The 14766-nt window shown below is 63.9% G+C and carries 7 protein-coding genes; 4 read left to right on the top strand and 3 right to left on the bottom strand.

Annotated features, from left to right (window positions below; all coding sequences use genetic code 11):
• Positions 1–13: 13 nt before the first annotated feature.
• Positions 14–9556 (top strand): Ig-like domain-containing protein, encoded by a 9543-nt coding sequence (locus VB618_RS08205; RefSeq protein ID WP_329796111.1) that lies wholly within the window; start codon positions 14–16, stop codon positions 9554–9556.
• A 52-nt stretch (positions 9557–9608) separates the two neighbouring features.
• Here the strand turns inward: VB618_RS08205 and VB618_RS08210 are convergent, their stop codons facing one another.
• From VB618_RS08210 to VB618_RS08220, 3 genes are all read right to left on the bottom strand, one after another.
• Positions 9609–9770, bottom strand: a complete 162-nt coding sequence (locus tag VB618_RS08210; RefSeq protein WP_329796112.1) for a hypothetical protein — start codon at positions 9768–9770, stop codon at positions 9609–9611.
• 72 nt (positions 9771–9842) lie between these two features.
• Complete coding sequence (locus VB618_RS08215) at positions 9843–10898, bottom strand: MBL fold metallo-hydrolase (RefSeq protein ID WP_329796113.1); 1056 nt, start codon at positions 10896–10898, stop codon at positions 9843–9845.
• Positions 10899–11004: 106 nt separating this feature from the next.
• A complete protein-coding gene (locus tag VB618_RS08220; protein ID WP_442931707.1) occupies positions 11005–11685 on the bottom strand; it encodes a GntR family transcriptional regulator in 681 nt (226 codons plus the stop codon).
• Between the two features lie 197 nt (positions 11686–11882).
• On the opposite strand from VB618_RS08220, the gene VB618_RS08225 reads away from it, so the two are divergent.
• The 3 genes from VB618_RS08225 to VB618_RS08235 all read left to right on the top strand — a co-directional run bounded on the left by VB618_RS08225 (position 11883) and on the right by VB618_RS08235 (position 14757).
• Positions 11883–12863, top strand: coding sequence for a TRAP transporter substrate-binding protein (locus tag VB618_RS08225; protein WP_329796115.1), 981 nt, complete (start codon positions 11883–11885; stop codon positions 12861–12863).
• 69 nt (positions 12864–12932) lie between these two features.
• Positions 12933–13472 carry a TRAP transporter small permease gene (locus VB618_RS08230; RefSeq protein ID WP_329796116.1) on the top strand — a complete coding sequence of 180 codons (540 nt, stop codon included), beginning with the start codon at positions 12933–12935 and terminating at the stop codon, positions 13470–13472.
• Positions 13473–13476: 4 nt separating this feature from the next.
• On the top strand, positions 13477–14757 hold the full coding sequence (locus VB618_RS08235; RefSeq protein ID WP_329796117.1) for a TRAP transporter large permease: 1281 nt from the start codon (positions 13477–13479) through the stop codon (positions 14755–14757).
• Positions 14758–14766 lie beyond the last annotated feature (9 nt).

Raw genomic sequence — 14766 nt, forward strand, 5'->3', positions numbered from 1 at the left:
GGACGCTGATCGCATGAGCCAGCAACCCGATCCCACCATCCCGTTCGACGCCAGTGTGGTTGACGAGGAAGCCCTGCGTGCTCTGCGGGCCGTGCAGCGGAGCCTCCCGATGGGCGATGGAGGCGCCAGCGGAAATCTGGTGGGTGGAACGGAGGCGGTTGCGGCGTTCGGCATGGTGAGAGGCGGGCCTTCCGGCGGCATCGCCGTCAGGCCCCATGAGATCGACCCTCTGTATTGGAACCTGGCGCCGGCGCCACAGGACGAGGCGCTGAAGCCCCTGGACCTTGCGCCGCCTGCCAATCCCGCAATCAAGCTGGACGAGGCGCCGTCCGATCTTGCGCTTTCGATCTCCGCGGCGCCGATGCCGATGATCGGACCCAGAGCTAATCTTGCACGATCCTCGTCGAGCTACATCGCAACTGATGCCGACGAATCATCGGCGCAGGTAACGTCTCCGGTGTTCGCCAACACTCCTGACGATCCTGTCGTCGCAACACCACCCACCACCTCGAAGCCGGATCCGCAGGAGCCCGTCGACATCGTCGCCGATCCACTTGTAACGGAGGCGCGCGATGTTGCTGGTCTGGAGGACGCTTCGATCCGGCTTGATCTGTCGGCGGCGCTGGTGGACCGCGACGGCTCGGAGGCGCTGACCATCAGCATCCTGGGCGTGCCGCCCGGCGCGGTGCTCTCGCACGGCACCCGTCAGCCCGACGGCTCCTGGAGCGTGCCGGCCGCTGACCTGGCGCAGCTCAGCCTGACCCCACCCGAGCACTTCTCCGGCTCCATCGATCTCACCCTGCGCGCCACCTCCCTTGAGAGCCAGGGCGGCAGCACCGCTGTGGTCGAGACCCCGTTCCGGGTGCAGGTGCAGGCGGTGGCGGATGCGCCCTCTGTCGTGGTGATGGACGCCCGCGGCTCCGAGGACGCGCCCGTGGGCCTCACAGGCCTCGGCGGTGCCCTGCGCGACGGCGACGGCTCGGAGTCCTTGAGCTTCGTGCTCGGCGGCGTGCCGGGTGACGCGGCCTTGAGCGCCGGCACACGCCAGCCGGACGGCACCTGGAAGCTCACCTCAGGGGAGCTGGCAGGTCTTACCCTTCATCCACCAGCCCACTTCTCCGGCAGCTACACCCTCACCCTGACGGCTGTCGCCACCGAGAGCAGCAACGGCTCGCGGGCGAGCACCTCTGCCAGCTTCACGGTGGGCATCGATCCGGTGGCGGATGCCGGCACGATCTCTGGCGCGAGCACGGGCCAGGAGGACACGGCCATCGTGATCCGCCCGAGCTTTGCCACGCCCGATCCGTCGGAGACTTGGTCCGAGTTCGCCCAGGTGTCCGGCGTGCCCGCAGGGGCGCGGCTGAGCCACGGCACCGAGCTGAGCCCTGGCGTGTGGCAGGTGGCCACCGCCGATCTTCAGGCGGGCCGGGTGGCGCTGCATCCGGCCGAGCACTCGGACGCGGACTTCACCCTCACCGTCAGGGCGACGCTGATCGACACCGGCAACGGCACGAGCGTGAGTCGGGAGGTGACGGGCACGCATGCGGTGACGGTGACAGCCGTGGCCGATGCCCCGCAGGTAATAGCAAAGGACGTGACAGGTCATGAAGACACCGCCATCCCGCTCGATCTCTCGGCGGCCCTCACCGACACCGATGGATCGGAGTTGCTCTCCGTCAGCATTCTCAATGTGCCTTCCGGTGCGTCTCTCTCCCATGGCATGCGCCAGCCGGACGGGAGCTGGAGTGTTCCCGTTGCCGACCTCGCGCACCTGACATTCACGCCGCCGCAGGACTTCTCCAGCTCCATCGATCTCATCCTACGTGCAACGGCACGTGAAGGCTCGAATGGCAACACAGCGACCACGGATCTTCCGTTCCAGGTCAGGGTCACGGATGTTTCCGACGCGCCTCTTCTGACCACCGATAACGCCTCGGGTTTGGAAGACACCGCCATCCCGCTCGATCTCTCAGCAACCCTGACGGACACGGATAAGTCGGAGGCGCTCTCGATCAGCATCCACGGTGTTCCGGCGGATGCATCCCTGTCGCATGGCACGCGCCATGCCGATGGCAGCTGGCTCCTGGAGCGCTCCGATCTTGATGATCTCTCCCTTCGTCCGTCGGAGCATTATTCCGGCACGATCAATCTTACGGTCGAAGCCACATCGCGCAGTTCGAACGGCTCGGCGGCAACGACCCGCGCTCTAATGCGCGTGCAGGTGCAGGCAGTGGCGGATGCCCCCTCTGTCGTGGTGATGGATGCCCGCGGGTCCGAGGACACGCCTGTGAGCCTTGCCGGCCTGGGCGGGGCATTGATCGACCGTGACGACTCGGAATCCCTCGGCTTCGTACTCAGCGGCGTGTCCGCTGATGCCACCTTGAGCGCCGGCACCCGCCAGTCCAACGGGACCTGGCAACTTACGCATGCCGAACTCTCAGGCCTGACGCTGAAACCACCAGCCAACTTCTCCGGCAGCTACAATCTGACTCTGACAGCTGTGGCAACGGAGACAAGCAACGGTTCAGAGGCTCGCAGCTCAGCGAGCTTCACGGTGGGCTTCGATCCGGTGGTGGACGCTGCCGGCATCAGCGGCAGCGTCTCGGGATTGGAGGATACGCCCATCACGCTGAAGCCGATCTTCGATGTGAGTGATAAGGATGGTTCGGAGACTTGGTCCGAGTTCAGCCAAGTGTCAGGGGTGCCTGCGGGCGCCCGGCTGAGCCACGGGAGCGAATTGTCGCCCGGCGTGTGGCAGGTATCCACCGCAGACCTTCAGGCAGGGTTGGTGCTGCTGCATCCAGCCCAACACTCGGATGCGGATTTCACGCTCACCATCAAGGCAACGCTCACCGACACAGGCAATGGCCGGAGCGCAAGCAGGGAGGTGACGGGCAGCCACGCAGTAACAGTGGCGGCCGTAGCCGACGCACCGCAGGTGACATCAAAGGACGTGACGGGTCAGGAGGACACGGGCGTTCCGCTCGACCTCTCCGCCGCCCTCGTCGACAAAGACGGATCGGAACTCCTCTCGGTCATCGTTGCCGGAATACCCGAAGGCGTGCGCCTTTCCGCCGGGCTCGATAACGCCGATGGCAGTTGGACGCTTAGCCCCGCTGAACTCATGGACCTCAAGCTGATCCCAGCCGAGGACTTCTCCGGCAGCTACACGCTGACCGTGACGGCGATCTCTACCGAGAGCAGTAATGGTTCGGAGGCTCGCAGCTCAACCAGTTTCACCATCGGGATCGATCCGGTCCTGGACCATGCCACCATCGGCGGCAGCACCTCCGGGCTGGAGGATACGGGGATCGCGCTGAAGCCGGCATTCATTCTGAGCGACAAGGATGGTTCGGAGACTTGGTCGGAAGTCAGCGAGGTGTCCGGCGTGCCGCCGGGTGCTCGACTCAGCCACGGCAGCGAGCTGTCACCGGGCGTGTGGCAGGTGGCCACCGCCGACCTGCAGGCCGGAAGGGTGCTCTTGCATCCGGCCCAGGATTCGGATGCCGATGCCAAGCTGACAATACGAGCGACGCTCACCGACACCGGCAATAGCAAGACCGTGAGCCAAGAGGTGACAGGGACGTATACGGTGTCCGTGACCGCCGTCTCCGATGCGCCGATCGTCACAGTGGCCAATGCGCATGGATATGAGGACATGCCGGTCAATCTCGCCGGCCTGGGCGCTGCGTTGCGCGACCTTGATGGATCGGAGAGCCTGAGTTTCGTGCTCAGTGGCGTGCCGATCACGGCCAGCCTGAGCGCGGGCACGAAGCAGGCCGATGGCAGCTGGAAGCTCACGCCAGCCCAGCTCACGGGCCTCACTCTCAATCCCCCTAAGAACTTCTCGGGCAGCCTTTCCCTGAAGCTCACCGCCGTTGCCACGGAAGCCGCCGACAACCATCCAACAGCCTCCACCTCGGCCGCTTTCACTGTCGGAATCGACCCCGTTCTGGACAAGGCTACCATCAGCGGAAGCACCTCCGGGCTGGAGGATGCGGACATCACGCTGAAGCCGAGCTTCGCCCTGAGCGATAAGGACGGCTCGGAGACCTGGTCGACATTCACTGAAGTCACCGGAGTGCCGTTGGGAGCAACGCTCAAAGGCGGCAGCGGAACAAAGGAAATCTCGCCGGGCGTCTGGCAGGTCAATACGAACGATCTGATCAACAAGCGGGTGACGATCAAGCCGCCGCTCAATAGCGATGACGATTTTACACTGACCTTTACGGTCACCCAGACGGATAGCGGCAATGGCACGAGCGTCAACCGCACCGTCACCGGCACCTACGGCGTGACAGTGAACGCGGTCGCGGATGCGCCGACAGTCATGGCTCTCGATGCAAAGGGCAACGAGGATACGGCGATCGCACTCGACCTGTCCGCGAAACTGACGGATCTCGACGGTTCGGAGACGCTGTCGATCGTCATCCTCGGGATTCCTGATGGCGCAGTCCTGGTTCCAGGCATGCGCCAGCCGGACGGCAGCTGGAGCGTCAAGCCCTCGGATCTTGCGAGCCTGACCTTCACGCCACCGCGAGACTTCTCAGGATCGATCGCACTCAGCATGAAGGCGACATCCAAGGAGACCAACGGAGGTGCGGAGAACTCCGTTAACATTCCTTTCAAGGTCCAGGTGGATGCGGTAGCCGATGCGCCCGAGCTGCGCGTCAGCCCGGCCTATGGAGATGAAGACACCGCGATCCCGCTTCATCTGACGGCCCGGACCACCGACATCGACAACTCCGAATCCATTATCGCCTATCGGTTGGAGGATGTGCCGGAAGGCGCCATCGTGCGTGCAGGCGGCCTCGTTCTCGCGAGAGACGCCGACAATGGCTTCACCGTGCCGGCCGGTGCCGTGGGCAGCCTCACCATCACCCCGCCGCCCCATTCCGACGAGGACATGCACCTGAAAGTTTTCGCCATCTCGGCGGAGCCGAACGGCAGCACGGCCAGGAGCGTGCCGAAGGAACTCGTCGTGACGGTGCGCGCCGACGCCGATGCGCCCATCCTCGACGTCAAGAGCGCCAGCGGCTCCGAGGACAGCGATATTCCCCTCAACCTCACGGCGACCCTGCCGGATAATGACGGCTCGGAGACGCTCAGCTTTGTCATTTCAGGCATTCCGAACGGCGCTCTTCTGTCCGTCGGAACCTATCGCGGCCCCGGCACGTGGTCTCTAACCGCCGATGAGGCCAGGATCGTGACGCTGCGCCCTCCGGCCGATTTCGCCGGCACCATCAATCTCACCGTCACGGCCGTCACGCAGGAGAAGGACGGTGGCGATCAGGCCTCGACCCGCATCACCTTCCCGGTCCATGTGGGTGCGGTAGTCGACGCTCCTGCCGTGGGCGGGCTCGACGGCAGCTCCGCACACTGGGGCACAATGCACGGCACGGAAGACGAGCCCATCAAGCTCAACCTCGATCCCGGCCTGAGGGACCGCGACGGATCGGAGAAGGTTGTCGGTGACATCGTCATCGGCGGGATCCCGTCGGATGCGGTGCTGCGGCTTGCCGACAACAGCATCGTCACTGCCGATCCGGATGGCTTTTACCGTATCGCTGCCGAGAACATGGCCGGTGTCACCCTGATGATGCCGCACAACAGCGACGTGGCCGAAACCCTGACTGTCCGCATGACGATCCAGGACATGGGTGGAAGCAGGACGGTCACGAAGGAAATCAGCGGGCATATGATGGTGGACCCGCGCGGCGATGCCGATGATCCGGCTGTCATAACCGAGCCGTCAACCGGCCCCGGGCATAACAGCACAAGCGACAGCACCGGATGGATTACGCTGAGCATCGCTGCTCTTCCCACCGATACGGACGGATCCGAGTCGCTGACAATCTGGGTGCGGGGTGTGCCCAAGGGAGCATCGCTCTCGCACGGTATTCCGGCCGGTGAGGGTGTCTGGCTCGTGCCGGTAGCGGATCTCCCCTCCCTCGCCATCCGCCCGAAGGCTGGCGACAACAGCGCGATTGAACTCAATGTATGGGTTGTCGTCACCGAACGTGAAGGCGATCAGGCCATCCGTACCGAATCCGTCTCGGTGACCGTCACACCTCCTCCAGGCGGCGGAGATCCGGGCGGTGGATCCGACGGAGATCCTGGCGGCGTTCCGGCTATGGCCCCAGTGGCTCAGGCTCCCGAGCTGATCGTTTCGAGCGCGCCGACCTTGGAGGACAACAGGGTCGCTCTGTCGATCAGCGCCAAGACGCTCGATACGGACAACGGCTCCGAAACCTTGGGAATCCGCATCGACCACGTGCCTGAAGGCGCGCGGCTCTCGGCCGGCGTGCGCGATCCCAAGACGGGATCCTGGGTGCTGCGGGCCGATCAACTCGCCGGCCTGGAGCTGATCCCTCCGGCCAACTTCGCCGGCACGATCTCCCTGAAGATTACCGCCATCTCGACGGAGAAGACGGGTTCGGAGGCGGAGAGCCCTGCCACATTGAACATCACGCTGGAAGCTGTAGCCGACGGCGCATCGATCAGTGCGGCCCCTCCTGCCGGAGCCGAGGATGTCGAGATCCCGCTCGAGCTGAAGATCGGCCTCCGCGACGGTGATGGCAGCGAGATCGTCACGTCTGTGATGATCTCAAAGCTGGAAACTGGTGCTCGGATCGAGGGAGCGGGCGTCACCGACAATAGAGATGGCACGTGGTCGGTCGATCCTGCTCATCTCGACAGCGTGCGCGTCATTCCGCCTGCCAACTGGATCGGTGACCTGAAGCTGACGGTCACCGCAACGACGAAAGAAGCGAGCAACGGAGATACGCGTACCACGTCTCAGAATGTCTCGATCAGGATCGAGGCTATTGCGGACGCGCCAACTCTTAAAGTCACGGATGCGTCAGGCCGGGAGGATGCGACCGTTCCGCTCAATGTCTCGGCTGCTCTGGTGGATGCCGATGGCTCCGAGGTGCTCTCGGTCGTGATCGGCAACCTGCCGGAGGGTGCCCGCCTCTCGGCCGGCCTTAACAACGGCGACGGAACCTGGACCCTGACGCCCGGCCAGCTGATGAACCTCAGCCTGATTCCTCCGGCGAACTGGAGCGGCACTGCTAATCTCTCCGTGCTCGCCCATGCCCGCGAAACCTCCAACGGCAAGGTTGATACGACAGAGGCGACGTTGAAGGTCGAGGTCGAGGCGGTGGCTGATGCGCCGGTGGTCGGCTCGCGCGATGTTGTTGGTTTGGAGGACGGTGGGATCCGGCTTGACCTGTCGGCGGGGCTGGTGGACCGCGACGGCTCGGAGGCGCTCACGGTGCTGATCCTGGGCGTGCCCGAAGGGGCGGTGCTGTCCCACGGCACCCGCCAGCCAGACGGCTCCTGGAGCGTACCGGCCACTGACCTGGCCCAGCTCAGCCTCACCCCACCCGAGCACTTCTCCGGCCCCATCGCGCTCACCCTACGCGCCACCGCCCAGGAAAGCAGCACCGGCCAGACCGCCATGGTCGAGACCACCTTCCGGGTGCAGGTGCAGGCGGCGGCAGATGCGCCCTCTGTCACCGTGATGGACGCCCGCGGGGCTGAGGACGCTCCCGTGAGCCTTGCGGGCTTAAGCGGAGCGTTGATCGACCGTGACGGCTCGGAGGCTCTGAGCTTCGTGCTCAGCGGGGTACCCGCTGATGCCAGCCTGAGCGCCGGCACACGCCAGCCGGACGGCACCTGGAAGCTCACATCAGGTGAACTGGCAGGCTTGACCCTGACACCACCGGCTCACGTCTCCGGCAGCTACAGCCTCACCCTGACGGCAATCGCCACCGAGAGCAGCAACGGCTCACAAGCCCGCACTTTGGCCAGCTTCACGGTGGGGTTCGATCCAGTGGCGGATGCCGGCACGATCTCGGGTGCGAGCACAGGCGCCGAGGACACCGCCATCGTGATCCAGCCGAGCTTTGGTCTTGGCGACAGGGATGGCTCGGAGACTTGGTCGGCGTTGGTGCAGGTGTCAGGCGTGCCGGCAGGGGCTCGCCTGAGCCATGGCACGGAGCTGAGCCCGGGCGTGTGGCAGGTGTCGACCGCCGACCTGCAGGCGGGGCGTGTAGCCCTGCATCCGGCCCAGGATTCGGATGCGGACTTTACCCTCACGGTCAGGGCGACGCTGATCGACACCGGCAACGGCACGAGCGTGAGCCGGGAGGTGACGGGCACGCATGCCGTGACGGTCACAGCCGTGGCCGATGCCCCGCAGGTAACAGCAAAGGACGTGACAGGTCAGGAGGATACGCCGGCGGCGCTGGACATCTCGGCCAGCCTCACGGATGCGGATGGCTCCGAGGTGCTGTCGGTGATGATCGGCAACTTGCCCCAGGGCGCCCGCCTCTCGGCCGGACTCGACAATGGCAACGGCACCTGGACCCTCACGCCAGCGCAACTCACCGACTTGACGCTGCTCCCAGGGCCCGAGTGGAGCGGCACTGCAACCCTCTCCGTGCAGGCTCATGCGCGAGAGACCTCGAACGGCAAAGTCGCCACCTCTGAGGCCACGTTGAAGGTAGAGGTCGAAGCCGTGGCCGATGCACCGCGCGTGGAAGCAAAGAATGTGACAGGTCAGGAGGATATAGCCATCCCGCTTGATCTCTCCGCGACCCTCATCGACACGGACGGCTCCGAGGCCATAGTGGTGGGCATTCTCGGTCTTCCCGAGGGCTTCACGCTGTCCGCCGGCACCATGGGCGACGGAGGCGAGTGGCGCGTGCCGGCCGCAGATCTGCAGAGCCTGAAACTGACGCCTCCGGCGGACTGGAATGGCACGCTGAACCTGACGGTCCAGGCCACCAGCACCGAGGCGAGTTCAGTGGACTCTGCCACAAGCAGCAAGCCGTTCACGGTGACAATCGATCCGGTGAACGATGCACCCGAGCTGGCCCTGACCGCAGCAGAGTATGCGGAGGCCGGCGCCCGTCAGGTGGAGGCCGTCGGCGCGGCGCAGGTGGAGGACATCGACAGCGCGAAACTTGGCGGCGCTGTCGTCACGCTCTCCGGAGCGCAGCCGGGCGACAAGCTCGATCTCGAAGGCTTCACCCTGCACAGCGAGAACGGGCACACGATGATCGGCGACACCGGTATCGAACTGGTCGGCGGAGCCTATGCCGGCGAGACGGGTACGCTGACCCTCAGTGGCCATGCCTCGCCTGAGACCTACGCCGCCGTGCTGCAATCCCTGATGCTCGAGAGCGGCGATCAATCCGGACTGACGGCCGGCACCCGCAGCATCGGGGTCGTGTTGTTCGACAGCGAGGGCGCGGCCTCGACGCGGCAATCCGTGGATGTGGTGGTCGACGAGGTGGAACCTGTGGCACCACAAGGGCAGGGTTTCGAGACTGCGCAGAACGGTACTGGGGCGGACATCATCCTCCTGATGGCCGACGAGGAGGCGGATATGAGTCATGCCGCGACTGTCGCATGGACGGAGCAGATCGATGGCGATCCATCCTCGACCACTTCGGATTCCGCGGCCGCTTTCGACCAGCCGACAGCAAACAGCATCCAGGCCATCGACGATCTCCAGGTCGACGCATCCCGGATGCACTGGTCCTGATACTCACCACGGGAGGGCGGAGCCTTGATGGTTCCACCCTTCTAAAGCTATCTCACTGGGTGCCTGGCTGCACGATGGGCACATCCACGGGAGGCAGCGGCTCGGCGGTGGGATTGTCGTCTTCTAAAGGCTCAAGGGGATCCAGCGAGGGAAGTTCGGGCAAGGGGCCCGGAACGTCGGGCGGCTGCTCGGAAGGCTTCGGCGTGTCGGACATGGGACCTCCATCCACTGGACTGCTCCCATGGGAAAGCACAGGCGCCCGATGCGTTCCCGCCTTGAGAGAAGATCAGGCCGTCCAGACCTGTCCCGGCCGCATGGCCGTGAAGCCTCGTGCCGGTATGCGCTTCGCCTGCAGCGCCCGAGCGAGATCCCGAGGCGGCAGATCGGCGCCCTCGTCGGTGAGCCTGAAGGTTCCCCAATGATAGCCCAGGGCCGACTTGGCTCTGAGGATGCCGAAGGCGCGAACCGCATCCTCGGGGTTCATGTGGTGGGGTGCCATGAACCAGCGCGGCTCATAGGCTCCGATGGGCAGCAGGGCGACGTCCGGGCCGGCATGGCGCGACGCGATGGCCTGGAAGTGCCTGCCGCCGCCAAAGCCCGTGTCGCCGCCGAAATAGACGGAACGGCCGCCGCGTAGCATGAAGGAGGCCCAGAGCGCATGGTTGCGGTCGTTCGTAGCGCGGGCGGACCAATGATGCGCCGGCTCGGCGAACACCTGAAGATCGGGCGCAAGCGAGAGACGGTCGCCCCAATCCATCACTGTGACGGCGATGCCCGGATCGTGCGCCCGAATAATGGCATCATTGCCGAGTGGCGCCACGATGCGCGGGCGGTCGCGCTGCCACAGGCGGACGAGGGTGGGAAAGTCCATGTGGTCGTAATGATTGTGCGAGAGGAGCACCGCATCGATCCGCGGCAGCTGATCGAAAGGGGTGCCGGGCGGATTGTAGCGTCGTGGCCCGGCGAACGGCACGGGGCTGGCGCGCTCGGACCAGATGGGATCCGTCAGGATGTTGTGGCCGCCCATCTGGATCAGGAACGAGGCATGTCCGACGAAGCTGATGCGCAGGTCGCGCCCTCCGACACGGGCTGGAGGCGTGTCCTGGAACGGGCTCGGATAAGGCTCGGGCCATGACACCGCGCTCTTGGTGAGCCGCCAGCGCAGGAAATCGCCAAAGCCACGAGAGGGCTCGCCGCCAGGGTTGAAGAAGCGCTGGCCGTCGAAATGATCGTTCGGCGGGCCGCTGTAGTAGAAGCCGCCCACCTGGGCCTTTGCTCCCGAGGCGGCGCCGATGAGCGGGAGAGATCCGATCAGGTGTACGACTTGTCTGCGCGACAGCACATTCTGCTCCAGCGGGAGTGCGAGGATGGCGGGAGCTTACGGCTTGGCTGGAGCTTGAACAATCACAAGGAGGAGATCGAGATCGTCCGCCCCTGGATCTGCTCAGTCATGCACTGAAGAGCTCCGGGTGCTCCGATTCGACTCGCGGCAGGGCCCGCAGGATCTCCGTGAGATGGCTGCGCATCGCTTCTGCTGCTGCATCCTCGTCGCGGACATCGATCGCCGCCATGATGGCGCGGTGCTGATCGATCAGGGGCAGCATCGCCTCAGGGCCTGGTAGGGTGAGCTGACACACCCGATCCATATGCGCCTTGATATCCTGAACCGCCTCCCAGGCCAGGGGGCAGCCGGCTCCTTCCGCTAGGGCAACATGGAAGAGTTCGTCATAGCGCTGGAAAGCCGCGTGATCGTCCCGGCGGGCCGCTTGCTCCTGAAGCTCCAAGAGGTCGTCGATCCTTTCCCGGCTCTGCGTGTCGAACGATGAGCAGGCCCGGCGTACGACGGCTGTCTCGATGGCCTCACGGACGAAGCGCGACTCCATCATCTTCCGAACCGAAATTTTCACCACCGTCGTACCGCGCTGGGGCTGGATTTCCACAAGCCGAGTCTTGGCCAAGCTGATCAGGGCCTCGCGGACAGGCTGACGGGAAACACCGTGGCGCTCGGCAATGTCCTTCTCGGAAAGCCGGCTACCAGGCGGGAGCTCCAGAGCGATGATGAGGCGGCGCAGCTCGTTTTCGATGCGCTGCGCTGCGGAGCCGTGGCCGGTGGAGAAGGGGCTGTTCACATCGGATCTCATTCTTTTGGCGAGTTGCGAGATATATCAGTGTATACTACCATACAATAGTCGACCAAGTAAGCCGCGAAAGACGGCTGCCGGGTCTCCACCAAGCTGCGACAGGCTCTTGGGGAAGACGATAATCGGTCCGGAATGGACAGATATGAAACTATATAACATCAGAGAAAGCCTAAAGGAGGAAGAGAATGCTGACCAAAAGAACATTCGCCGCGGCCGCCGTCAGCCTGTGCGCCGCATTGTTGAGCGGCACCGCCAGTGCCCAGACAACGCTACGCTCCGCTGACATCCATCCGGATGGATACCCAACCGTCGAGGCCGTCAAGTATTTCGGTTCGCTGCTGGAGAAGAAAACCAACGGCCGGTACAAGGTGCAGGTCTTCCACTCCGCTCAACTGGGTCAGGAAAAGGACACCATCGAGCAGACCCGTTTCGGGGTCATTGACCTGAACCGGATCAATATGGGTCCGTTCAACAACCTGATCCCTGAGACCCTGGTGCCCGGGCTGCCCTTCATCTTCCGGTCCGTCGACCACATGCGCAAGACCATGGACGGGCCGATCGGCGATCAGATCCTGAAGGCCTTCGAGCCCCACGGCCTTGTGGCGCTGGCCTTCTACGACTCGGGCGCCCGGTCCTTCTACAACTCCAAGCGTACCATCAACACGCCTGCCGATCTGAAGGGCATGAAGGTTCGGGTGATCCAGTCCGACCTCTTCCTCGACATGGTCAATGCGCTCGGAGCCAATGCGACGCCGATGCCTCCGGGAGAGGTCTACTCGGCGCTTCAGACGGGCGTAGTCGACGGAGCCGAGAACAACTGGCCGAGCTACGACTCTTTCCGTCACTTCGAGGTGGCGAAGTATTACTCCCTGACCCAGCATTCCATGTCGCCGGAAGTGCTGGTGATGTCGAAGAAGAGCTTCGACAAGCTCTCGCCCGAGGACCAGAAGGCTGTGCGCGAAACCGCCAAGGAATCCGTGGCGAAGATGCGTGATCTCTGGGAAGCCCGCGAGAAGGAAGCCGAGAAGAAGATCCGGGCGAGCGGCAGCCAGATCAACGATGTGGACAAGCAGCCCTTCATCGACGCGATGAAGCCTGTCTACGAGAAATATGCCAAGGACGCGAAGGTGAAAGACCTCGTTTCACGCATCCAGGCGATGAACTGAGTTCGGTCCTCCCGAACCAAACTGGGTCGGCTCCGGCCGGCCCCCTTTTCCCGCTGGAGATTTTGATCGATGCGCGATGGTATTGCCGCGCTGTCCCGGATTCTTGCTGCGATTAACCGTGCGGCGCTTTGGATTTCCGGGATCGGGCTCATTTTGATGACGGTCTTCGTCGGATGGCAGGTGTTCGGACGATATGTGCTGAACCAGTCCCCGAGCTGGACCGAGCCGGCCTCCCTCCTGCTCATGAGCTGGTTCATCCTTCTCGGCTCTGCCGTAGGAGTGCGGGAGGGCAATCATCTCGGCTTCGAGATTGGTCTCCATTATGCTCCCCAAGGGCTGCGGCGCTTGATGTTGGGCATCACCGAAGTTTTGGTGATCGCCTTCGGTGCCGCCATGTCGTGGTACGGCACCGAGCTTGCCGTGGAGACATGGTCGGCGGCCATGCCCGGCCTGCCGATTCCTCAAGGTTTCGACTATGTCCCCCTCGCCGTCGGCGGTTTTCTGATCGCCCTCTTCTCGTTGGAAAAATTCGTTCGCCTTCTCTCCCTGGGAGAGGACGTGCCCTTGGTGCGTGTGGACGAGCCTCATCTTGTTGCCGTGAAGGATTGACGCCATGGAGATGTGGGTTCTGTTCGGCGTCTTCTCGCTGCTGCTTCTCATCGGTACGCCGGTTGCATTCTGCCTCGGCATCGCTTCGCTTGCGACCATTCTCTACATGGGATTGCCGCCCGTCGTGGTGTTCCAGCAGATCAATTCCGGCATGAACGCCTTTGCCATGATGGCGATACCATTCTTCATCTATGCTGGCGATCTCATGATGCGGGGCGGCATCGCCGACCGCCTGATCCGTCTTGCCGCCGGCTTTGTCGGTCATCTGCGCGGCGGGCTCGGACAGGTCAATGTCGTGGCCTCGACCCTCTTCGGCGGCATCTCCGGTTCCGCCATCGCGGACGCGTCGGCCATCGGCGGCATCATGATTCCGCAGATGGAAAAGCGCGGCTATGCCAAGGATTACAGTGTCAATGTCACGGTGAACGCCGCGATCATTGCGCTGCTCATTCCGCCTTCCCACAACATGATCATCTACTCGATCGCAGCCGGCGGCACGATCTCGGTGGCGGATCTCTTCACTGCCGGCGTCGTTCCCGGATTCCTCCTAGCCGCCGCCCTGATGATCACGGCCTATATCGTGGCCGTCCGCCGGGGATATCCCTCCGATCCCTTCCCCGGCTTCCGGTTGCTGGCCTACTTCTTTGTCTCAGCCGTGCCGGGCATCCTGCTGATCTTCATCATCTTCGGCGGCGTGCGGTCCGGTGTCTTCACCGCAACGGAGAGCTCGTGCATCGCGGTGGTGTATGCCCTGCTCGTCACCCTCTTCGTCTATCGCGAGATGAACTGGGAGAACTTTGTCGAGGCGACCCTTGGTGCGGTGCGCACCACTGCGATGGTTCTCCTCGTCATTGGCACCGCCAGCGCCTTCGGCTGGCTCATGGCCTTCCTGCAGGTGCCGCAGGCGACGATCACCCTGATGAAGACCCTATCGGACAATCCTATCGTCGTGCTGCTCCTCATCAACGTCATCCTGCTGGTACTCGGTACCTTCATGGACATGGCCCCGATGATTATCATCTGTACGCCGATCTTTCTGCCGGTGATCAAGGCCTTCGGCATCGACCCGGTGCATTTCGGCGTGATCCTGATCCTCAACGCAGGTATCGGCCTCAACACGCCGCCGGTCGGTTCCGTTCTCTTCGTCGGATGCGCGGTCGGCAAGATCTCTATCGGCGAGGCCATGAAAACCATCTGGCCGTTCCTGGGCGCAAGCGTCCTGGTGCTGCTCCTCGTCACCTACATTCCTGGGCTGTCGCTCTGGCTGCCAGCCCTGTTCCGCTGATCCATTTTA

Origin of the sequence: Microvirga sp. CF3062 (assembly GCF_036314045.1) — a bacterium.
In the GTDB taxonomy this organism is placed as follows: domain Bacteria; phylum Pseudomonadota; class Alphaproteobacteria; order Rhizobiales; family Beijerinckiaceae; genus Microvirga.

Excerpts from the sequence above, each read along its gene's own strand:
- VB618_RS08205 (WP_329796111.1), top strand. The coding sequence starts at position 14 with ATGAGCCAGCAACCCGATCCCACCATCCCGTTCGACGCCAGTGTGGTT.
- VB618_RS08210 (WP_329796112.1), bottom strand. The coding sequence starts at position 9,770 with ATGTCCGACACGCCGAAGCCTTCCGAGCAGCCGCCCGACGTTCCGGGC.
- VB618_RS08225 (WP_329796115.1), top strand. The coding sequence starts at position 11,883 with ATGCTGACCAAAAGAACATTCGCCGCGGCCGCCGTCAGCCTGTGCGCC.
- VB618_RS08230 (WP_329796116.1), top strand. The coding sequence starts at position 12,933 with ATGCGCGATGGTATTGCCGCGCTGTCCCGGATTCTTGCTGCGATTAAC.
- VB618_RS08235 (WP_329796117.1), top strand. The coding sequence starts at position 13,477 with ATGGAGATGTGGGTTCTGTTCGGCGTCTTCTCGCTGCTGCTTCTCATC.